The organism is Tamaricihabitans halophyticus (genome assembly GCF_004340875.1).
Lineage (GTDB): Bacteria > Actinomycetota > Actinomycetes > Mycobacteriales > Pseudonocardiaceae > Tamaricihabitans > Tamaricihabitans halophyticus.
The window spans coordinates 65571-85206 of sequence record NZ_SLXQ01000002.1 but is presented as its reverse complement, the minus strand read 5'-3'; the positions used below and the strand labels follow the sequence as shown (position 1 = coordinate 85206).

Below are 19636 nucleotides of genomic sequence, written 5' to 3'. Positions count from 1 at the left end.
CAGTACAACCCAGTCGGTACAACCCAGGCAGTATAACGAGGAGCGAATCCGTGACGGACGAAAACCAGCTCGTGCGCTACGCGGTGGCCGATGGCATCGCCACGATCACCCTGGATTCACCGCACAATCGCAATGCGCTCTCCGCGCGGCTGCGCGCGCAGCTACGCGCGGCGATCGCGGCGGCGCAGGACGACGCGGCGGCGCGGGTGATCGTGCTCGGCCACACCGGCACGGTGTTCTGCTCGGGGATGGATCTGAAGGAAGCGCGTGGCGCCTCGGCGGAAACCCAGGCGGTGAACGAGTTCCCGGCGATTCTGGAACAGCTCGCGCACAGCCCGAAACCGGTGGTGGCGAAGCTGGCTGGCCCGGCCCGCGCGGGCGGGGTCGGCATGGTTGCCGCCGCGGACATTGCAATCGCCGCCCGTGCGGCGACGTTCGCGTTCACCGAGGTGCGCATCGGCGTGGTGCCGGCGGTGATCTCGGTCCCGGTGCTGCCCCGGCTCCAGGCGCGCGCGGCGCACGAGCTGTTCCTGACTGGGGAGACGTTCGACGCGCAGCGCGCGGCGGAGATCGGGCTGATCAACGCGGCGGTGGCGCCGGAGGATCTGGACGCCGAGGTCGAGCGCTACACCGGGATGCTGTGCCGCGGTGGGCCGCAAGCGCTTGCGGCGACCAAGGAGCTGCTGACTGAGCGGGCTGGCGGCGCGGACATGGGTGCGGAGCTGGCCAAGATGACTGAGCTGTCCGCCCGGTTCTTCGCCAGCGCGGAGGGGCAGGAGGGGATGACCGCCTTCGCCGAGAAGCGCTCGCCTTCCTGGGTTCCCGGCCAGTCCTGACCACCCGAACCGCATTGCTTAGGGATCTTGCGGTGACTGGGTGTGACCGCGTTCTTTAAGGTTAGCGACCTTGTCGCGGTAACCGTGGTCGCAGGCGCTCCGAGGCTCTCGCGATGACACGGCGCTCTTGCGCACCCGGCAAAACCGCAATCCTTAAGGATCTTGCGATCACTAGGCGCAGCCTGAGCGCGGGTTTCCCTAACTCACGCCGCTGCGGCGCTCTCCGTCATCGCGTTGTTTAGGGATCTTGCGGTGGCGCACGCTCCGTCACCGCGTTGTTTAGGGTTAGCGCGGTGACGGAGCGTGGGTGGTTGGGTCAGCCGTTCGCGCGGACCCCGATCAGGAATCCCTGCCATGCGGCGCGGTCCATGGCAAGCAGGCCGCCATCGCGCTTCTTCGAATCGCGGACGCCCACCACCGCATCAGCCACGGCAACCTCAACGCACTGGCCGCCACTGCCATTGCTGTAACTGCTGACGCGCCACCGCGCGCCAGCCAAAAGCATCGCCATCTGCTCTCCCTAGTACTACTAAAACTTCCCGTCCGCATGCCGCAGCAGCAGCTCCCGGGAAGCGCCCGGTTCGAGCGCGGCCGAACAGGCACGCTCGAACTTCAGGGTAAAGCTTTCCGTGTCCTCATCGTTTTCCAGGTAGATGCTGGAATCCGCGTTCTCCCAGTAAATGACCAGCTCATCCTCATGATCAAACTGAAGCATTGTGTAGTTCGAACCGAACCCAGGATGCGCCCCAACATCGACCGGGATCACCTGCACGGTGATATTCGGCAACTCTGCCCGTTCCACGAGGTGCGCGCATTGCTCTCGCATGGTCTCCGCTCCACCGACTCGCGCAAGCAGCGCCAGCTCATGGATCACCACATGCAGTTCCAGCGGATTCTCCGCGCTGTCCAGCCTTGCCTGCCGCTGCTTACGCAGCTCCCGGCGGTCCACCATCAGTTGGTCGCCGTCATCCATTTCCCCACGCAGCAGGGCATCGCTGTAGTTCGCGGTCTGCAGCAGACCCGGCACGATGACTGACTCGGCATTGAGCACCTTGGAAGCTTCGATCTCGGTCTCCAGGTACTCACGAAAGAAGTCCGGGACGGTCTCCGGGGCATAGCTGTCCCACAACCCCTTGTCCCGATCGCTCATCGTGGACAACACCAGCTGCACCACGCGATCGCGTTCCGCGTCGGGCACGGTGCCGTACTGGTACGCCAGCGCGATGATCTCCGCAGGCCCCGGCGTGGTCTTGGTCGTCTCATAGCGATGCAACTTGTTCGTCGACCACTTCAACGGAGCGCAGACATCCTGCTGCCGGACGCCGGCCTTGTCCCGCCATGCGCGCAACATCCGCGCGATGCGGCGTTGCCGCCAGGTCGTCGTGGGCTCCTTGCTGGACACGCTCGCCTCCCGATTGTTCGGCCTGCAATACCCGCACCCTATCGGGCGGGTCACGCAACTCCACCAACTGAGTGAATCTAAGAACCTACATCGCGTTACGACTTGTGCCGCGTGATTTCACGTAACACTATACAACTCGCAAGGTGATCGGAGCCACTAAGTGAGGCTCGTCAATCCATCGAGCGAGGACATATGCAGCGCGGAAATCCGTACGTGCGCGACACCGCGATCCGCACGCGAACCGCGGCACCGGAGGCCGCGTCGTCCTCGTTGCCGTCTGCCCGCCCGGTCGCCGTCGTGTTCGCCCGGCACGACGTCTCCCCGACCGGGCGGGCAGGCCCTAGGCGTAGCCATCCCGGGCACGACCCCCGACCTGTCCGGGATGGCTACCTCCAACCGGCCCAGAGCCAACAACAGACACAGACTCAACAACAGACACAGGGCCTCCAACAGACACAGGGCCAAGTCATGGCCGGCCACCCGCCTTCGCCCACGATCCGCGCGAACGAGTTCGCGCACTGGGTGCCGGCCGGCCACGGCCTGCGCTCCCACTGCGGCGTGTCCTGCACCCCGGCCCCGACCGAACGGTTACGCACCTTGCAGGCCTGCCCGAGCTGCGACCAGTACGAACCGGGTTTCTGGCACCGCTCGGGCACCGACATCCGACCCGACAACCACTAGCTCAACGAAAGGATGCGCACCATGACCGCAGAGAACCCGCTCGCGCCGGAAACCGGACGGTTCGCGCTCGCCGGCTCGAATCCCACGCCGGCCGCCAGCCCATCGTCGATGCGCCCATGGGGCTTGCGCTGTGCCACGCCGCCGCGCCGGAGCGATCGAACGTTTCCGGAATGGACATACGACCCGCAGCGGCAGCTTGCCGTCGACCCGACTGGCCGGCCACTGATCGAACTGTCCGGTCGAGGTGATCCTTCGGCTGATACGACGGCAAGCGTGGACGGCGAGGACCCGCCGTCCTCCGAAGACTGGATCAACGACTGAGATGACCGTGTTGATCCTCGCCCCTGACCTGGATATCACCGCCGATCGCGTGGTGGCAGCGCTGACCAGACGCGGCACCCGCGTGGCGCGGATGGACACCGCATGGTTTCCGCGACAGGCAAAACTTTCCGCTCGACTCCACAGTGGACGCTGGAAGGGTGAGCTGGATACCGGTACGCGCACGGTGAACCTCGAAGAGGTGCGGTCCGTCTGGTACCGCAACCCGAACGCGTTCGATCCACCGGATGGCATGTCCGAAACGGAGCGGAACTGGGCCATGAACGAAGCGAAGCTGGGCTTCGGTGGTGTGCTGGCCTCGCTGCCCGTGCTCTGGGTGAACCACCCGAGCAGGGCGGCCGACGCCGCCTACAAGCCGACCCAGCTGATCACCGCGGCCAGCTGCGGACTGACCGTCCCGGACACGCTGATCACCAATCAGCCCGATGCGGTGCGCCAGTTCGCCGATGCCGGCGCCACCGTGTCCAAGGCGCTCGGCGCGCCGGCGGTACGCGAGGCGACGGGGCGCTCGGTAGCGTTCACCAGGCTGCTCGACGACGAAGCCCTCGCCGATCTCGCCGGGCTGGAACACACCAGCCATCAGATTCAGCGTTGGGTGCCGAAACTGTTCGAAGCCAGAGTGACCGTGGTCGGCCGGCGGCACTTCGCGACCGGAATCTACGCGACCGGGCAACGCGCGCGGGTCGACTGGCGAGCCGACTACCGGTCGCTCGGCTACAGCACCATCGTGCCGCCGACCTCCGTGACCACCGGGATCCGGCGCTATCTCAGCGCCACGGGCCTCAGTTACGGCGCATTCGACTTCGTGGTGCGGCCGGACGGATCCTGGGTGTTCCTGGAATGCAATCCCGGCGGCCAGTACGGCTGGCTCGAGGATCGCACGAACGTCCCGATCACCGACGCGCTCGCCGACCTGCTCAGCCAAGGAAACAACTGATGAACTGGGAACCGCACGCCCGCCAACTCATGCACGAGGTCGCCACCTCCGGTGCCGTCTACGATCGAAGGTGGAAACTCGCGCTGCGGGAGACCCCGCGCCACCAGTTCGTGCCTTCGATCTTCACCCAGCGCGGTAACGGCAGTTGGGTGGAGACCACATCGGAGGATCCGGGCTGGCTGGCAAAGGCGTACCGCAACGATGCGCTGGTCACCAAGCTCGCCACCACTCCGGCAGGCGACCCGATCACGGTGTCCTCGTCCACCAAGCCGGGCCTGATGATGCGCATGCTGGAAGCACTCGAGGTCCGCGACGGCCAACGAGTGCTGGAGATCGGCACCGGAACCGGCTACAACGCGGCACTGCTGTGTCACCGGCTCGGCGCCGCGCAGGTGTTCTCCGTCGACATTGGACAGGATCTGGTGCACGCGGCCAGCGCGCGGCTGGCGGCTTTGGGCTACGAACCAACTCTGGTTACCGGCGACGGCGCGGGCGGTATGCCGGAGCACGCGCCGTTCGATCGCATTATCGCGACGTGTTCGGTGCCGGCGATCCCGGATGCCTGGCAGCAACAGGTCCGCCAGGGCGGGATCATCCTCGCCGATCTGAAGCTTTCCGAAAACGCGGGGAACCTGGTGTTGCTCCGGCGGACCGTGAACGGCCTGCACGGGCGTTTCCTGCCGCGCTGGGCGGGATTCATGGCGATGCGGGCCGCGGATATCGCGCCGACCTGGACGGCAAGCGCACCAGCCGAGGCCGAGACGACCGAGTCCACAACGGAACTGGAGCCGTACCCGTGGACCATGCTTGTGCCGTGGTTCCTCGCGAATATCGGCTACGCCGAACCGGTCCGGTTCGGGATGCGCGGTTTCGTGGCGGGCAAGCCACAGTGGACATACCTGGAGAGCGCCGGCGGCTCCTGGGCGCGCGTGCGGATCAACGCGGACAACGGTGGTCGGCGTACGGTCGTGCAGGGTGGGCCGCGACGGCTGTGGGATGTACTGGAAGCCGAGCATCAGCACTGGACGCGGCTCGGTCGGCCGGACTGGTCCCGATTCGGCCTGACGGTAACCCCGGAGGGGGAACACACGGTGTGGCTGGACAACCCGGAGCGCCCGCAGACCTGGCCACTCCAGCACTCTCCGTAACCGCGTTCTTTAAGGATCTTGCGGTAACCGAGCGCGGTGGATCTGATGACGTCCCGTACTCGCGTTCTTTACGGTTAGCGATGTCTAGTCGGTGAAGACGACGGACAGCGGGCGCGCGACGTTCGCTGCCTCGCAGGCGTCCCGCAGCGTCCCCTCGATCGCGCTGAACGCCTTCGGGTCAGCGGCGCGCAGCCCTTCGGCGCCGACCCAGATCAGCACGTGCTCCCCAGCCTGCAACCAGGACAGATCGCGCAGGCAGTCGTACAGCGCGTCCAGGTTGCCGCCGAAGTAGTCCGGGAACGACAACGCCGCGGAGATCGCCTCGAGCGCGCCCACCTTGTCCCGCACCTGGCTGCCGTCCAGCACATGCGGGAAAGCGCCACGCGCCTTCACCTCGTCGACCACCGCATCCACCTGATCATCTGCCGGCATACGATCACCCGCCCCCATTGACGACGAACTCTTGAACCAGCCAGCCAGCTATCACGACCAGGATCAGCACGAGTAGGCCGATCCTGATCAACCTACGGGAAAGCGCCCTTCGTTCATGCACGATGGCCAGCCTACGACTCTCGCTCGTGGCCGCCTCGTTCGCCGCCGAACACCCGCCCGCGCTCGGCATCCGCATCGGCCGATTCGGGCTGTTCCGCCCGATTCCCCCGGAGCTTGCCGAGCCAACCACCGAGCACGTCAACGGCCCTGTCGATCAGCCATGCCGCGACGAGGCACAGCGGCAGCAGTACGACGAGCACCAGCGCGAGCTGGAACGGGTACCAGAGCTGCGTCAGCCACAGCTCGATCCCGTCCCACCAGTCGCGCAACCACGTCAGCACGTGATTCAGGCTACGCGGCCACTACTGGACCAGTATGGGAAGGTGATCGTATGTTCGCCGTTTACGCTTCCACCCCGAACAAGGAAGATCCGCTGGCCTCGCTCGCCGTCGGCGAGCGCCCCGATCCAGACGTCCCCGAAGGCTGGGTTCGCGTCGCGGTACGCGCGGCAAGCCTGAACATGCACGATCTGTGGACCCTGCGCGGGGTCGGCATCAAACCCGAACAGTTTCCGATGATCCTCGGCTGCGACGGCGCCGGGGTACTCGACGACGGCACCGAGGTCGTGCTGCATTCGGTCATCGGTGATCCGGCATGGCGGGGTGATGAAACCCTCGACCCGAAGCGCACCCTGCTCACCGAGAAGCACCAGGGCAGCTTCGCCGAACACGTCGTCGTCCCGGCCCGCAACGCGCTGCCCAAACCAGACGGGCTGTCCTTCGCCGAGGCGGCCTGCATGGGCACCGCCTGGCTGACCGCCTACCGCATGCTGTTCGTCAAGTCCGGACTACAGCCCGGGCAGACCATGCTGGTGCAGGGCGCCTCCGGCGGGGTCGCCACCGCGCTGGTGCAGCTGGGCAAGGCGGCCGGGTTCCGGGTATGGGCCACCGGCCGTACCGAAGAGAAGCGGGCGATCGCCGAACGGCTCGGCGCGCACGACACCTTCGAACCGGGCGCGCGGCTGCCGGAGCGGGTCGATGCGGTGTTCGAAACGGTCGGCAAGGCGACCTGGTCGCATTCGATGAAATCGCTCAAGCCGGGTGGAATCGTCGTCATCTCCGGCGCGACCAGCGGTGATGCCAGCTCCGCCGAACTACAGCGACTGTTCTTCCTACAGCTGCGGGTGGCCGGTTCCACCATGGGCACCAGGGACGAACTGGCCGATCTGCTGCAGTTCTGCGCGCTGCGGGATGTCCGGCCGCAGATCGGCGCGGAACTGCCGTTCAGCGACGCCAAACAGGGCTTCGAGGCGATGCTGAACGGCCAAACCGCCGGAAAGATCGTCTTTACCGGGTAAGCACCTGCCAGTGACCGCAAGATCCCTAAAGAACGCGGCACTGCGGGTGCACAGCCGCGACTCAGGGCAGCAGCCGGTCGGCCGCGGCCCGGAGTGCCGCGCGCGCCTGCTCGTGCAGCCCGCGTAGCACCGCACCGACCGGAGCGTCCTCGCCCAGCTGGTACGCCTGCCCCGCCCACAGCGACATGGCCTCGGGGTCGCCGGCCGCGCCGGCCGCGGCACGCACCGGCCGGGTCATCCAGTGCAGCTGCGGGTAAGCCGGTGGCGCGGCCGCCTCGTGCGCGGTCATGAAGTCGTTACGCAGCCCGCGCGCCGGCCGCCCGCTGAACGCCCTGGTGAACTCGGTTGGCCGACCACCCGCGGCCAGCGCGGCGCGTTGGGTCGGCGCCGTGCCCGCCTCCGGGCAGCGCAGGAACGCGGTGCCGAGCTGCGCCGCGACCGCCCCGGATGTCAGCACCGCGGCCACATCCGCGCCATGCGCCAGACCGCCGGCCGCGATCAGCGGCAGCTCCGTCTGGGCCCGGATCAGCCGTAGCGCGGCGAGTAGTCCGTACAGCTGACCGCCACCCGGCGAGTGGCCATCGTCGACGAACACCGCGCGGTGCCCACCCGCTTCGAAGCCTTGCACGCAGAGCGCGTCCGCCCCGACCTCGGCGGCCGCTCGCGCTTCCGCCGGCGTGGTGACGGTGCACACCACGAAGCTACCGGCATCGTGTAGCCGCGCGACCTCGCTCGCGGCGGGCAGCCCGAAGGTGAACGAGACCACCGGCACCCGCTCGGCGAGGACCACCTCGAGCTTGTCCGGGTACCCGTCGTCGTCCCAGCGCGGCTCCCCGGGTTCGGTCTGGTACCGATCCGCCGTCGCGCGGATCAGTTCCCGGTAGCCCGTCGTGTCCACAGTGGAGTTCTCGCCGGGCACGAACAGGTTGACCCCGTACCGGTCGCCGGCGCTGGCTTTGGTGGCGTTGATCTGTTCGCGCAACGCTTCGGCCGTCAGATATCCGCCGGCGAGAAAGCCAAACCCACCGGCTTCGGCAGCACCGGAAACCAGGTCCGGAGTGGAGGGCCCGCCGGCCATCGGTGCGACCAGCACCGGGATCGACAGTTGATCGAACATATCCCGAAGCCTAGTCGCTACGTTCTCGAATCGCTCTGGTTAACCGCCGTCCTGGCGGTTCCCGAACAGTTTTTCAAGATCATTAACTTGCGGTTACCGGCCTTGCGCCGCAGGTACCCGGGCTGGCGAGACTGAGTGTGAGACGTACCCCAACACGAGACGAGGAACGACAATGACTGACGCCACGCACACCCTGGAGTCGACCGTCGCCAACCCGGCCAAGAACAGCCGCAGGCGGCGCGCGGCCCGCCTGACGGTCGGCGCGCTGGCCGTACCGGCGCTGCTGGTCGCCTTCTCCGGAACCGCGGGCGCCGCGGAACTCACCCCGATCGCCGAGTACCTGGACGAGACGATCGCGGCGACGTCGGAGGGCCTGGTCGGCGCCCTCGCCTTGCTACTCGGCGTGGCATGAACCACCGCCGGTGTGCCCAATCCACATCGGGCACACCGGCGGTTGCACGCCGTCACGCCAAGAGCCGCGCGGCTACTTCTTGGACTTCTTGTCCCCGCTTGGTTCGTCCGTCGACAGCGCCGCCACGAAGGCTTCCTGCGGCACCTCGACGCGGCCGACCATCTTCATCCGCTTCTTGCCTTCCTTCTGCTTTTCCAGCAGTTTCCGCTTACGGGAGATGTCCCCGCCGTAGCATTTGGCAAGCACGTCCTTGCGGATCGCCCGAACGGTTTCCCTTGCGATGATCCGGGAACCGATGGCGGCCTGGATCGGCACCTCGAACTGCTGGCGGGGTATCAGCTCGCGCAGCTTCGTCGCCATCTTGGTGCCGTAGGCATAGGCGGCATCCTTGTGCACGATCGCGGAGAACGCGTCCACCGGCTCACCCTGCAACAGGATGTCCACTTTGACCAGATCGGACGGCTGCTCGCCGGCCTCCTCGTAGTCAAGCGAGGCATAGCCCCGGGTCCGGGACTTCAGCGAGTCGAAGAAGTCGAAGATGATCTCCGCCAGCGGCAAGGTGTAGCGCAGCTCGACCCGCTCTTCGGACAGGTAGTCCATCCCGCCCAGATTTCCGCGCCGGGACTGGCAGAGTTCCATGATCGCCCCGATGAACTCAGCTGGCGCGATGATCGTCATCTTCACGATCGGCTCGCGCACCTCCATGTTCTTGCCGGTCGGCCAGTCGGAGGGGTTGGTTACCTCGAGCTCGTTCCCATCGTCCAACGTCACCTGGTAGACCACGTTCGGCGCGGTGGAGATCAAGTCCAAATTGTACTCGCGCTCCAGCCTGGCCCTGGTGATCTCCATGTGCAGCAGGCCGAGGAACCCACACCGGAAGCCGAAGCCGAGCGCGCCGGACGTTTCCGGTTCGTAGGTCAGCGCCGCGTCGTTGAGCTGTAGCTTGTCCAGGGCTTCCCGCAGCACCGGGTAGTCCGAACCGTCCACTGGATACAGTCCGGCGTAGACCATCGGCTGGGGTTCGCGGTACCCGGCAAGCGGCTCGCTGGCGCCCCGCTTCTCCGCGGTGATGGTATCGCCCACCTTGGACTGGCGGACGTCCTTCACGCCGGTGATCAGATAGCCAACCTCGCCAACCCCGAGTCCCTTGCTCCGCTTTGGTTCCGGCGAGATGATGCCGACCTCGAGCAGTTCGTGGGTGGCCCCTGTGGACATCATCCGGATTCGCTCGCGCGGGGTGATCTTGCCGTCCATCACCCGGATGTAGGTGACGACGCCGCGGTAGGTGTCGTAGACCGAATCGAAGATCATCGCGCGGGAGGGCGCATCGGATTCGCCGACTGGTGGCGGAACCTTGCGCACCATCTCGTCCAGCAGCTCGCGGACACCGTCTCCGGTCTTGGCCGAGACCCGCAGCACGTCGCCGGGGTCGCAGCCGATGATGTGCGCGAGTTCGGCCGCGTACTTGTCCGGGTCGGCCGCGGGCAGATCGATCTTGTTCAGCACCGGGATGATCTGCAGATCCTTCTCCAGCGCGAGGTACAGATTGGCCAGCGTCTGTGCTTCGATCCCCTGCGCCGCGTCGACGAGCAGGATCGCGCCCTCGCAGGCGGCGAGGGCGCGGGACACCTCGTAGGTGAAGTCCACGTGCCCGGGGGTGTCGATCATGTGCAGCACGTGATCCTGCCCGTCAACCGCCCAGGGCAGCCGCACGTTCTGCGCCTTGATCGTGATACCCCGCTCGCGCTCGATATCCATCCGGTCGAGGTACTGGTCACGGTAGTCGCGCTCGCCGAGCACGCCGGTCAGCTGCAACATCCGGTCCGCGAGTGTGGACTTGCCGTGGTCGATATGCGCGATGATGCAGAAGTTGCGAATCAACTCTGGCGCGGTGAACGTCGTATCGGCGAACGTGGTCACGCGGTTTCCCTCGGTGTTTCGGACGTGGTATCTCCCCAATGGTCCCATGCCCACCGCGCGGGTCTGCGGCCTCACGGGTATCCGGCGGGAAGATTCCGGGTAAACCCCGATGCGACCAGCCACGGGCGGTGCTGCAGTGGAGTTATGTCACACATGCTCAGCAAACTGCTCGACACCACGTTCCGGCGTCCGAAAGGACCGCTCGGGCGGCTCGGCGGGTTGATCATGTCGCAGAGCAACGCGGAGACCGAGCAGCAACTGGTCCGGCTGGCCAACCTCAGCAGCCCGGATACCGTGCTGGTCATCGGCCCCGGACCGGGAGTCGGGCTACACGCGGCCGCCGAGCGCGCCGGCCATGTCATCGGTATCGATCCTTCGGTGGACATGCTGCACAGCGCGGCGCAGCGGTGCGAGCGGCAGATCGCGGCTGGGGTCGTCGAGCTACGAGCCGGCACTGCCGAGCAGACCGGGCAACCGCCCGAATCGGTGGATACCGTGCTCTCGACGAACAACGTGCAGATCTGGCCGGACCGGCCAGCCGCCTTCGCCGAACTGCACCGGGTGCTACGACCGGGCGGGCGGTTGCTGCTTTCCGCGCACGAACGCTGGTTGCCAGTGCCCAAACACGATCTCGCCGACGAGCTCCGCGCGGCCGGGTTCACCGATGTGCAGGCCTGGTCCTGGCAACCGGTACAGCGCTCCACGGTCGCCGCCCAACTCAGCGCGCTGCGCCCCTGAACAGCCGCCCCTGAATAGCCGCCCCTGGGCCAGGCTGTCAGGGCGCTGTGCCAAGGTTTGCGGCATGCGGATCGCCACCTGGAACGTCAACTCCGTCAGCGCCCGACTCCCCCGGCTGCTCGCCTGGTTGCGCGCGGCCGAACCGGACGTGCTGTGCCTGCAGGAGATCAAATGCGACGGCGAAGCGTTCCCCAGCGCCGAGGTCGGTGAACTGGGCTACGAGGTTGCCGCGTACGGCGCGGGCAGGTGGAACGGCGTGGCGGTGCTGTCCAGGGTCGGGCTGGCCGATGTGCGGCAGGGTCTGCTCGACGAGCCGGGCTTCCAGGACGACGGCGCGCTGGTCGCCGCCACCCAGCCGCGCGCGCTCGGCGCGACCTGCGCCGGGGTCCGCGTGTGGTCGGTGTACGTGCCCAACGGCAGGGAGATCGACCACCCGCATTACGCCTACAAACTGCGCTGGCTGGCCGCGCTGAGCGAGACGGTCACCGAGGAGCTGCCGGGCAGCGGGCCGCTCGCGGTGCTCGGGGATTTCAACATCGCACCAACCGACGCGGACGTCTGGGATATCGCGGCCTATGCGGACAGCACGCATGTAACCGCCGCCGAGCGTGCCGCGCTGGACGAGCTAGCCAAGACCGGGCTCGACGAGGTGTACCCGAGGGCACTCAAATACGACGTGCCGTTCACCTACTGGGACTACCGGCAACTGGCTTTCCCGAAGAACCGAGGGATGCGCATCGACCTGGTGTACGGCGATCCCCAGTTCACCTCGGCGGTAGCGGACAGCTATGTGGACAGGGAGGAACGCAAGGGCAAGGGCGGTTCGGACCACGCGCCGGTCGTCGTGGACCTCGAACTAGCTGGCTAACGGGTATCCGTCCGGATCGGATGCCCCTCGGGCACCTCGACGAGCACGATGCGCACGCCGTCCGGATCGGTGAGCCACATCTCGCGCAGCCCCCACGGCTCCAGCTGGGGTTCGCGCTCGATCGCGGCGCCGGCCGCGCGTAGCCGGACGTGCTCGGCAGCGAGGTCGCGGACCTGGAGCCAGAGCGCCATATCGGGACTCGGCCCCGCCCGCCCCGTGCCACCGACCTCGAGGAAACCCTGGCCGAGGAAGAACACCGTGCCGCCGGGAAACTCCCTGCTGACCGCCAATCCGAGGGTGTCCCGGTAGAAGCTGGTGGAGCGCGCCGGGTCGCGGGGGCGCAACAGGATCCTGCTGTTCAACGTCTCCATGCGGCCGTTCCTACCCGGTGTCCGGCGATCAGGCCAGCGCAATCGCCACCACGCCGGCCAGCACCACGACCGAGCCGACCAGCCGGCGCGCCGGGTTGGGTTCGCGTAGCACCAGCCAGCCGATGACGGCGCCGATCACGATGCTGGTTTCCCGGACCGGCGCGACCATGCTCACCGGCGCGATCCGCATCGCGTAGAGCACAAGCAGATACGCCACCGGCGAGAGCAGGCCGACGATGAGCACATGTCGCCAGTGCGCGCGCAAGAGTTGGCTGAGCTCGGCGCGGCGGTGCAGCGCGTACGGCGCGAGCAGCATGCTCTGCAGCACCGAGCCGAGCCCGAAGTAGACCAGTGGTGGGACGGCCAAGGCGGTCACCGAATGCGCGTCCCACAGCGTGTATCCGGCGATCGCCGCGCCGGTGGCGACGCCGTAGCCAATACTCACGGCGTTCGGAGCGACGCCGGCACCGCCGAAGCTGATCACGAACACGCCGGCCACGATCACCAATGCGCCAACGAGACCGAGCGCCCCCGGCCGCTCGCCCAGCAGCAGCACGGCGGCAAGCACCGTGAGCAACGGACCACTGCCCCTGGCCAGTGGGTAGACGACGGACATATCGCCGACCGCGTAGCCGCGTTGCAGCAACACCCCGTAGAGCACGTGCCAGATCGCGGTGACGGCACCGGCGGCCAGCCAGGACCAATGCGGCGTGCTGCCTTCCCAGAGCAGCCAGAGCACCGCGAGTGGCAGGCAGACCACTGCGGAGACCGTGTAGTAGGCGGCGACGAACAGCGCGCCGCCGTTGGCGACGCGTTTCGCGGACAGGTTCCACAACGCGTGCACCATGGCGGCGCCGAGTACCAGTAGGACGGCGGCGGAATCCACGAAGGCTCCTTCCCGCGTGCGGGTGCACGCGAAGCAGAGCCCTAGAGACTACGACCGAGTCGCTGGCACCACCTCAGGGGCGGTGTCAGTGCCCGCGCTTGATCCACTCGTCCAGCTGGGGAGCCTCGGCACCGATCGAGGTGCTGTCCCCGTGTCCGGTATGGACGGTCACATCCGGCGAAAGGCTCAGCAAACTGTCCCGAATGGACTCGATGATCACGTTGAAGTCGCTGTAGGACCGCCCGGTGGCGCCCGGTCCGCCCTGGAACAACGTGTCGCCGGAGAACAGCGCGCCGAGCTCGGGGGCGTAGAGGCAGACCGCGCCGGGCGCGTGGCCGGGCGTGTGCAGGATCCGCAGCCCGGTGCCCGCGACGGTCAGCACCTCGCCTTCGGTGAGTAGCTCATCGGGTTTGCGGTCCGGGTAGGTCATATCCCAGAGCACCCGGTCTTCGGGGTGCAGCAGGATGGGGGCGCCGGTACGGTCCGCGAGTTCGGCCGCAGCGTTGATGTGGTCGTTATGCCCGTGGGTGCACGCGATCGCGGTCAGCCGGCGATCACCGATCGCACGCTGGATCGCCTCGGCATCATGCGCCGCGTCGATCACCAGCACCTCGGAGTCGTCCCCGACCAGCCAGACGTTGTTGTCCACATCCCAGGAACCGCCGTCCAGCTTGAACTGGCCAGACGTGACGATCTTGTCGATCCGCGCGCTCACGCGCCCTCCTCACCGCTCGTAGAACCGGTGCTGAGGGGACATGTGGCGCCCCTCAGCACCGTTGTTTCGCTCGTACTAGAGAACTACCACGGAGCGCAGTACGTCACCGTGGTGCATCTTCTCGAACGACGCCTCGACGCCGTCCAGTGAGATCGTCTCGGTGACGAACGCGTCCAGGTCCAGTCTGCCTTGCTGGTACAGGTCCACCAACATGGGGAAATCCCTGGACGGCAGGCAGTCGCCGTACCAGGAGGACTTCAGCGAACCGCCCCTGGAGAAGAAGTCGATCAACGGCATCTCCAGCCGCATATCCGGAGTGGGCACGCCCACCAGTACCACGGTGCCGGCGTGGTCACGGGTGTAGAAGGCCTGCTGCCAGGTTTCCGGGCGGCCAACCGCGTCGATCGCCACATCGGTGCCGAAGCCATCGGTCAGCGCGCGAACGGCTTCGATCGGGTCCTCCGTCTTGCCGTTCACGGTGTGTGTGGCGCCGAGTTTGCGGGCCTGCTCCAGCTTGCGGTCGTCGATGTCCACCGCGATGATCTTGGCCGCGCCGGCCAGGCTGGCGCCGAGCACCGAGGCGCTACCGACGCCGCCGCAGCCGATGACCGCGACCGAGTCGCCGCGGCCGACGCCGCCGGTGTTGATCGCCGCGCCGATTCCCGCCATCACACCGCAGCCGAGCAGGCCAGCGGCGGCCGGCGCTACTTCCGGAACCTTGGTGCACTGGCCGGCGGCGACCAGTGTCTTCTCGGCGAACGCGCCGATGCCGAGTGCGGGGCTGAGCGCGGTGCCATCGGTGAGCGTCATCGGCTGCTTGGCGTTATGCGTGTCGAAGCAGTACCACGGGCGCCCGCGCTGGCAGGCGCGGCACTGGCCGCAGACCGCGCGCCAGTTCAGGATCACGAAGTCACCGGGCGCCACCTCGGTCACGTCGGAGCCGACGGCCTCGACCACCCCGGCGGCCTCGTGCCCGAGCAGGAACGGGAACTCGTCGTTGATGCCGCCTTCCCGGTAGTGCAGATCGGTATGACACACCCCGCAGGTCTGCACTTTGACCACTGCTTCGCCGGGCCCAGGGTCCGGCACGATGATCGTTTCGACGGATACCGGCTCGCCCTGCTTACGAGCGACTACCCCACGGACTTCCTGCGCCACGAGAGCTCCCTTCACCCCATCGATGCGGTTACGCGCATATCTCTACTCGACACGGCTCCACAACGGAAGGGGTTCTGACATATCAGTTCACGACCAGTTGTCGATCTGACGTTGCGAAGCTGGTCTATCTACTGTGGATAGCTAGCGCGGGGCAGCCGCACCGAACACGCGGAGCAGGCTGACGTGGAGCGCTTCGGTTGCCTCGACACTGGACAATCGGCCGGCTTCGGCCTCCTCGCTGGCGGCGTGACCGAGTTTGATGGTGACGGCAACCAGCCAGTCGAGTGACAGCTGGTCGTCGAATTCGCCAGCCTGCTGGCCGCGCTGGATTATCCGCTTCAGCCGGTCGCCGATCGGTACGTGTCGCCGCTGATCGGCGTGCGGGTGCACGGGTAGTGAACCGAGCTTCTGGAACAGGACCGGATATCGCCCGGCCGTCCGACTGCCCGCTTCGAGTAGTCGCAGCAGCGCGTCCACGGCCGGCCCGGTGTCGAGGTCGGCGGCGTCCATCGCGGCAACGGTTTCCTCGGTGAGGTGGTCGAGCACCGCGACCAGTAGCCGCTCCCGGGAGGGGAAGTGCGCGTAGACCGTCTGCCTGGTTACCGCCGCGGCCGTGGCGATGGCTCCAACACTGGCCTCGGGATCGGCGTTGAGCACGTGGACCGCCGCTTCCAGGATCGACGTCCTACTGCGTTGGGCATCGGCGCGGCGATTCCGATCTTGAGGGCCAGTCATCTCTTACACCTTGTCAAAATTAGTCAGATATGGATATCTTACATGTTGTCAAAGATCGTAGGGCGATCTCGGCACGGCAGGAGGACCATGAGCACCTTCAACGGGGCTGACCCGAAGCAGTTCATCACCGACTTCTTCACTTCGTTCACCGACGAGCTACTGCGCAGCGATGAGGACGCCGCGCTGGTCGTGGACCGCTATCACACCCCGGACATCGTCCAGGTCGCCGATGGGCGCCGGATGGATCGGGACAAGCTCATCGCACACACCCGTCCGGTGCGCAAGAACCGGCCCACCGGCCGGATGGAGGTACATGAAGCGGTGGCACACGGGGACCAGATCGCTGCCCGGTACACCATGTACGTCCAGAACCGGAAGAAAGATCTCGCCATCGAGGTCTACTTCTTCGGAAAGTTCACTTCGGACGGACGGCTGAACCAGGCGCATATGCTCACGCGCACGGATTCGAAGGCCGATCCGGCGAAGCAACAGCTGGTCGAGGGGCAAGGTGTGTCAGCATGACCGAAGGTACCTACAGCGTCAGCGGAATGGCCTGCGGGCACTGCGCGGACTCCGTCACCGAGGAGATCGAACGGGTCACCGGTGTCACCGCCGTGTCGGTAGACGTCGAGGCCGGCACGGTCACGGTGACCAGCGAGGCGGAGCTCGATATCGCGGACATACACGCCGCGGTCGAGGAAGCTGGCTACGAGCTCGCCGGCGAACCGCGCTAACCCTGAAGAACGCGGTCACACACAGTCACCGCAAGATTCCTCAAGAATGCGGTTCGGCGGACACCACCAGCCGAACTGAGCGCGTATACCATCGATTCCATGGCCCGTCACGCGCAGCCCGATCCCCCGCGGGTCCACGGCAAAGCTGCCGTGGGGCAATGGGTCTTGCTCGTCGTCTTCGGCCTGATCACGTTGACCCTCGGGGTGTTCACCGTCGTCTTCGTCGTCCTCGCGGTGCGCGAATCGGCGTTCGGCCGCCTCGGCTTTCCGATGGCCTTGGCACTTGGACTGACCATCCTGTTCGGATCCCTGGCCCGGAACCGCATCTACCGGATCATCGGCAAGGACATCCCACCGGACTCCGGCGGCGGGATCTTCGTCTGATCGCTGCCACCCGGCCGCACCGACCGCGCTGGCATGCTGACCCGACTATGATCATCGCGATGACCAGCGAACACCAAGCCGGCCCGATGGACCGGTTCACCACCCGATCGTGCCTGCCAACCGACCATCCCGCGATCCTGCGAGCAATCCAGACGTGGTGGGCGGACTCCCGGGACGAGACGGCGGCTCGGGAGCTCTCCCGGCTGGTTCCGCGACTGTTCTGCGAACACTTCGGCGACACCAGCCTGGTGATCGAGGGCGAAGACGGCGAGCTGGCTGGTTTTCTGGTCGGTTTCTTCTCGCAGCGGGTGACGGACGAGGCCTACATCCACTTCGTCGGCGTAGCACCGTGGGCGCGCGGCAGCGGTCTAGCCAAACAGGCGTACGAGTGGTTCTTCCAGACCGCCACGGCCAACGGACGGCATACGGTGCGCGCCATCACCTCGCCTGGCAACCACGGATCCATCGCCTTCCATCAGCGGATGGGCTTCACCATCGAGCCAAGCGAGCACACCGTGGAGGGCTCGCCGACCGCACTCGACTACGACGGACCAGGCGAACACCGCGTGCGGTTCGTCCGCGACCTCACGGCGACCCCTTCAGCGACCTTGCGGTGACTGTGCGTGTCCGCGTTCTTTAAGGTTAGCGCTGATCGTGGTCGCCCCGGCAGAACCATCGCCGACCTGCACTGTTAACCTGTTAGCTGTTGCCGTGCGGCATTCCGCAAGGGAGGAAGCCCGCCGAGCGTAGTTGTCTCGCTGGCGGTGCCACGTGATCGCGGCAACACATTCAACGAGGGCTCCATGGAGCCAAAGAGGAGTAGTCGCATGGCGAATATCAAGTCGCAGATGAAGCGCATCAAGACCAACGAGAAGGCGCGGCAGCGGAACAAGGCCGTGAAGTCCTCGGTGAAGACCGCGGTACGTAAGTTCCGCGAGGCAGCTGACGCCGGCGAGCAGGAAAAGGCCACCGAGCTCCTGCGGGAGGCCTCCCGCAAACTGGACAAGGCCGCCAGCAAGGGCGTCATCCACAAGAACCAGGCCGCGAACCGCAAGGCGGCGATGGCCCAGCGCGCAAACAAGATCTGAGGTCTGTCGCGCCGCTGACAAAGCACGCGAACCGTCGGGTGAGCCACCGCTCCCCGGCGGTTTTCCTATGCCAGGGGTTCTTGTGTGCCTAGGGCGGTTGGGGTCGAACTAGCGCAGGGCGCGCGCATCGACGATGCGCAGCACCGCGCGTTCGAGCGCGTAATTGGCATCCGCCGCCGCGCCCTTCACATCGGCGTTGACGTCGGCAGCCACCTGCATCGCCACCGCCAGACCGGCGGGGGACCAACCACGTGCCTGCCCCTGTGCCTTGCGCACCTTCCACGGCGGCATACCCAGTTGGCTGGCCAGCCTGCCGGGATCACTGCGCGGATACGCCGTCACTCGCGCGATCGTGCGCACCGCGTCCGCGAGAGCGTCGGCCACCAGCACATGCGGCACCCCGAGCTGGGCCGCCCAGCGGGCGGCTTCCAGCGCTGCCGCACGGTCCCCGGTGACGGCTTTCTCGGCCACCGCGAACCCGGTGACCTCGGCACGCCCCCGGTGATAGCGGCGCACCGCCCGCTCGTCGACCACTCCTCCGGAGTCGGCGACCAGCTGCGTCGCTGCCGAGGACAACTCCCGAAGGTCGTTGCCGATCGCCTCGATCAATCCGGAGACTCCGGCCGCGTCGATCTTGCCGCCAACCCTGCGCACCTCGTTGCGGACGAACGCTTCACGATCCGCCGGCTTGGTGATCTTGGGGCATTCGGTCACCACCGCCCCCGCTTTGCGCAACGCGTTCGGCAGGCCCTTGCCGGCCTTGCTGCGCCCACCACCGGAGTGCAACACCACCAGCACGATGCCGTCCGCGGGACTCGCGCAGTAGGACAGCACCGCGTCCGCGATCTCCTGACTGGCGTCCTGTGCGGCTTCGAGCACGATCACCCGGCCCTCACTGAACAGCGAAGGACTGACCAGCTCGGCGAACTCAGCCGGTGTGACATCAGCCACCGGCGACCTGCTGAGTTCGGCGGTCGGATCGGCCAGTCGGGCGGCATCCAGAGCGGCTCGCACCGCACGCTCTACCAGCAGTTCCTCTTCGCCGATGACGAGCTGTAGCGGGTCGACGGTTACCGCGGGCGCCTGCACGTTGTCAATCGTCGCATGGCTCACCGGGATAGCGGTTAGCGGTTGGTGGCGATGATGCCGTAGCGTGATGGCCACAACCGCATACAGCTCATCCAGAGGGGCAGAGGGATCGGCCCGACGAAGCCCCGGCAACCGGCGTAGGCGAGTGATACGCGAGATTCGCGAGATCGCCAGCGACAACGGTGCCAATTCCGACCCGGCCATGCGGGAAAGATGGGAAAGGATCTCG

At 66.8% G+C, this 19636-nt stretch carries 25 protein-coding genes and 1 riboswitch; of the genes, 13 read left to right on the top strand and 12 right to left on the bottom strand.

The window, feature by feature from the left end:
* Positions 1–50: 50 nt before the first annotated feature.
* Entirely contained in the window at positions 51–836 is a 786-nt protein-coding gene (locus EV191_RS07970; RefSeq protein ID WP_132876288.1) for an enoyl-CoA hydratase family protein, read from the top strand.
* Positions 837–1152: 316 nt separating this feature from the next.
* On the opposite strand, the gene EV191_RS07965 is transcribed toward EV191_RS07970, so the two are convergent.
* Positions 1153–1347 carry a DUF397 domain-containing protein gene (locus EV191_RS07965; protein WP_207894453.1) on the bottom strand — a complete coding sequence of 65 codons (195 nt, stop codon included), beginning with the start codon at positions 1345–1347 and terminating at the stop codon, positions 1153–1155.
* A gap of 18 nt (positions 1348–1365) precedes the next feature.
* On the bottom strand, positions 1366–2238 hold the full coding sequence (locus EV191_RS07960; protein WP_132876287.1) for a helix-turn-helix domain-containing protein: 873 nt from the start codon (positions 2236–2238) through the stop codon (positions 1366–1368).
* A 702-nt stretch (positions 2239–2940) separates the two neighbouring features.
* Between EV191_RS07960 and tgmA the strand changes: the two genes are divergently transcribed.
* The 3 genes from tgmA to EV191_RS07945 are packed head-to-tail and all read left to right on the top strand — an operon-like array spanning position 2941 to position 5343.
* A complete protein-coding gene (gene tgmA / locus EV191_RS07955; protein ID WP_243658820.1) occupies positions 2941–3240 on the top strand; it encodes a putative ATP-grasp-modified RiPP in 300 nt (99 codons plus the stop codon).
* Between the two features lies 1 nt (position 3241).
* Entirely contained in the window at positions 3242–4195 is a 954-nt protein-coding gene (tgmB, locus tag EV191_RS07950) for an ATP-grasp ribosomal peptide maturase (protein WP_132876285.1), read from the top strand.
* Positions 4195–5343 (top strand): methyltransferase domain-containing protein, encoded by a 1149-nt coding sequence (locus EV191_RS07945; RefSeq protein WP_132876284.1) that lies wholly within the window; start codon positions 4195–4197, stop codon positions 5341–5343. Before tgmB ends, EV191_RS07945 begins: the two co-directional genes overlap by 1 nt.
* Before the next feature lie 84 nt (positions 5344–5427).
* Here EV191_RS07945 and EV191_RS07940 read toward each other — a convergent pair whose 3' ends face one another.
* Positions 5428–5775 (bottom strand): barstar family protein, encoded by a 348-nt coding sequence (locus EV191_RS07940; RefSeq protein ID WP_132876283.1) that lies wholly within the window; start codon positions 5773–5775, stop codon positions 5428–5430.
* Positions 5776–5906: 131 nt separating this feature from the next.
* The gene (locus tag EV191_RS07935; protein WP_132876282.1) at positions 5907–6176 is read right to left on the bottom strand and encodes a hypothetical protein; all 270 of its coding nucleotides are present in this window, start codon (positions 6174–6176) and stop codon (positions 5907–5909) included.
* Between the two features lie 50 nt (positions 6177–6226).
* On the opposite strand from EV191_RS07935, the gene EV191_RS07930 reads away from it, so the two are divergent.
* On the top strand, positions 6227–7192 hold the full coding sequence (locus EV191_RS07930; protein ID WP_132876281.1) for a quinone oxidoreductase family protein: 966 nt from the start codon (positions 6227–6229) through the stop codon (positions 7190–7192).
* 61 nt (positions 7193–7253) lie between these two features.
* Here EV191_RS07930 and EV191_RS07925 read toward each other — a convergent pair whose 3' ends face one another.
* The gene (locus tag EV191_RS07925) at positions 7254–8309 is read right to left on the bottom strand and encodes an NAD(P)H-dependent flavin oxidoreductase (RefSeq protein ID WP_132876280.1); all 1056 of its coding nucleotides are present in this window, start codon (positions 8307–8309) and stop codon (positions 7254–7256) included.
* Between the two features lie 172 nt (positions 8310–8481).
* Here EV191_RS07925 and EV191_RS07920 point away from each other — a divergent pair, with 172 nt between their 5' ends.
* A complete protein-coding gene (locus EV191_RS07920; RefSeq protein WP_132876279.1) occupies positions 8482–8721 on the top strand; it encodes a hypothetical protein in 240 nt (79 codons plus the stop codon).
* Positions 8722–8793: 72 nt separating this feature from the next.
* Here the strand turns inward: EV191_RS07920 and lepA are convergent, their stop codons facing one another.
* A complete protein-coding gene (gene lepA / locus EV191_RS07915) occupies positions 8794–10641 on the bottom strand; it encodes a translation elongation factor 4 (RefSeq protein WP_132876278.1) in 1848 nt (615 codons plus the stop codon).
* Between the two features lie 144 nt (positions 10642–10785).
* Between lepA and EV191_RS07910 the strand changes: the two genes are divergently transcribed.
* Positions 10786–11379: a class I SAM-dependent methyltransferase gene (locus EV191_RS07910; protein WP_132876277.1), complete on the top strand. Its 594-nt coding sequence runs from the start codon at positions 10786–10788 to the stop codon at positions 11377–11379.
* Positions 11380–11443: 64 nt separating this feature from the next.
* Positions 11444–12247: an exodeoxyribonuclease III gene (locus tag EV191_RS07905; protein WP_132876276.1), complete on the top strand. Its 804-nt coding sequence runs from the start codon at positions 11444–11446 to the stop codon at positions 12245–12247.
* Here EV191_RS07905 and EV191_RS07900 read toward each other — a convergent pair.
* The 5 genes from EV191_RS07900 to EV191_RS07880 all read right to left on the bottom strand — a co-directional run bounded on the left by EV191_RS07900 (position 12244) and on the right by EV191_RS07880 (position 16112).
* Positions 12244–12618, bottom strand: a complete 375-nt coding sequence (locus tag EV191_RS07900; protein ID WP_132876275.1) for a VOC family protein — start codon at positions 12616–12618, stop codon at positions 12244–12246. The genes EV191_RS07905 and EV191_RS07900 overlap by 4 nt on opposite strands.
* Before the next feature lie 28 nt (positions 12619–12646).
* Positions 12647–13504 (bottom strand): DMT family transporter, encoded by an 858-nt coding sequence (locus tag EV191_RS07895; protein WP_132876274.1) that lies wholly within the window; start codon positions 13502–13504, stop codon positions 12647–12649.
* Positions 13505–13589: 85 nt separating this feature from the next.
* The gene (locus tag EV191_RS07890) at positions 13590–14219 is read right to left on the bottom strand and encodes an MBL fold metallo-hydrolase (protein WP_132876273.1); all 630 of its coding nucleotides are present in this window, start codon (positions 14217–14219) and stop codon (positions 13590–13592) included.
* A gap of 75 nt (positions 14220–14294) precedes the next feature.
* Positions 14295–15377 (bottom strand): S-(hydroxymethyl)mycothiol dehydrogenase, encoded by a 1083-nt coding sequence (locus EV191_RS07885; RefSeq protein WP_132876272.1) that lies wholly within the window; start codon positions 15375–15377, stop codon positions 14295–14297.
* Positions 15378–15518: 141 nt separating this feature from the next.
* On the bottom strand, positions 15519–16112 hold the full coding sequence (locus EV191_RS07880) for a TetR/AcrR family transcriptional regulator (RefSeq protein WP_132876271.1): 594 nt from the start codon (positions 16110–16112) through the stop codon (positions 15519–15521).
* 87 nt (positions 16113–16199) lie between these two features.
* Here EV191_RS07880 and EV191_RS07875 point away from each other — a divergent pair, with 87 nt between their 5' ends.
* The 5 genes from EV191_RS07875 (at position 16200) to rpsT (ending at position 18318) form a co-directional block, all read left to right on the top strand.
* Positions 16200–16634 carry a nuclear transport factor 2 family protein gene (locus EV191_RS07875; protein ID WP_132876270.1) on the top strand — a complete coding sequence of 145 codons (435 nt, stop codon included), beginning with the start codon at positions 16200–16202 and terminating at the stop codon, positions 16632–16634.
* A complete protein-coding gene (locus tag EV191_RS07870; protein WP_132876269.1) occupies positions 16631–16846 on the top strand; it encodes a heavy-metal-associated domain-containing protein in 216 nt (71 codons plus the stop codon). The genes EV191_RS07875 and EV191_RS07870 overlap by 4 nt, the downstream gene beginning before the upstream one ends.
* A 99-nt stretch (positions 16847–16945) precedes the next feature.
* Complete coding sequence (locus EV191_RS07865; RefSeq protein WP_132876268.1) at positions 16946–17230, top strand: hypothetical protein; 285 nt, start codon at positions 16946–16948, stop codon at positions 17228–17230.
* Positions 17231–17289: 59 nt separating this feature from the next.
* A complete protein-coding gene (locus EV191_RS07860; RefSeq protein WP_243658819.1) occupies positions 17290–17847 on the top strand; it encodes a GNAT family N-acetyltransferase in 558 nt (185 codons plus the stop codon).
* 210 nt (positions 17848–18057) lie between these two features.
* Positions 18058–18318 carry a 30S ribosomal protein S20 gene (gene rpsT / locus EV191_RS07855; RefSeq protein WP_132876267.1) on the top strand — a complete coding sequence of 87 codons (261 nt, stop codon included), beginning with the start codon at positions 18058–18060 and terminating at the stop codon, positions 18316–18318.
* Positions 18319–18426: 108 nt separating this feature from the next.
* On the opposite strand, the gene holA is transcribed toward rpsT, so the two are convergent.
* A complete protein-coding gene (gene holA / locus EV191_RS07850; protein WP_132876686.1) occupies positions 18427–19407 on the bottom strand; it encodes a DNA polymerase III subunit delta in 981 nt (326 codons plus the stop codon).
* Between the two features lie 85 nt (positions 19408–19492).
* Positions 19493–19627: riboswitch (SAM riboswitch) on the top strand.
* The last annotated feature ends 9 nt before the right edge of the window (positions 19628–19636 follow it).

Coding starts and splice junctions, on each gene's coding strand:
- EV191_RS07925 (WP_132876280.1), bottom strand. CDS start 8,309: ATGTTCGATCAACTGTCGATCCCGGTGCTGGTCGCACCGATGGCCGGC.
- tgmA (WP_243658820.1), top strand. CDS start 2,941: ATGACCGCAGAGAACCCGCTCGCGCCGGAAACCGGACGGTTCGCGCTC.
- EV191_RS07910 (WP_132876277.1), top strand. CDS start 10,786: ATGTCACACATGCTCAGCAAACTGCTCGACACCACGTTCCGGCGTCCG.
- EV191_RS07880 (WP_132876271.1), bottom strand. CDS start 16,112: ATGACTGGCCCTCAAGATCGGAATCGCCGCGCCGATGCCCAACGCAGT.
- EV191_RS07940 (WP_132876283.1), bottom strand. CDS start 5,775: ATGCCGGCAGATGATCAGGTGGATGCGGTGGTCGACGAGGTGAAGGCG.
- EV191_RS07930 (WP_132876281.1), top strand. CDS start 6,227: ATGTTCGCCGTTTACGCTTCCACCCCGAACAAGGAAGATCCGCTGGCC.
- EV191_RS07945 (WP_132876284.1), top strand. CDS start 4,195: ATGAACTGGGAACCGCACGCCCGCCAACTCATGCACGAGGTCGCCACC.
- EV191_RS07875 (WP_132876270.1), top strand. CDS start 16,200: ATGAGCACCTTCAACGGGGCTGACCCGAAGCAGTTCATCACCGACTTC.
- EV191_RS07965 (WP_207894453.1), bottom strand. CDS start 1,347: ATGGCGATGCTTTTGGCTGGCGCGCGGTGGCGCGTCAGCAGTTACAGC.
- tgmB (WP_132876285.1), top strand. CDS start 3,242: ATGACCGTGTTGATCCTCGCCCCTGACCTGGATATCACCGCCGATCGC.
- EV191_RS07865 (WP_132876268.1), top strand. CDS start 16,946: ATGGCCCGTCACGCGCAGCCCGATCCCCCGCGGGTCCACGGCAAAGCT.
- EV191_RS07905 (WP_132876276.1), top strand. CDS start 11,444: ATGCGGATCGCCACCTGGAACGTCAACTCCGTCAGCGCCCGACTCCCC.
- EV191_RS07920 (WP_132876279.1), top strand. CDS start 8,482: ATGACTGACGCCACGCACACCCTGGAGTCGACCGTCGCCAACCCGGCC.
- EV191_RS07870 (WP_132876269.1), top strand. CDS start 16,631: ATGACCGAAGGTACCTACAGCGTCAGCGGAATGGCCTGCGGGCACTGC.
- EV191_RS07900 (WP_132876275.1), bottom strand. CDS start 12,618: ATGGAGACGTTGAACAGCAGGATCCTGTTGCGCCCCCGCGACCCGGCG.
- EV191_RS07860 (WP_243658819.1), top strand. CDS start 17,290: ATGACCAGCGAACACCAAGCCGGCCCGATGGACCGGTTCACCACCCGA.
- rpsT (WP_132876267.1), top strand. CDS start 18,058: ATGGCGAATATCAAGTCGCAGATGAAGCGCATCAAGACCAACGAGAAG.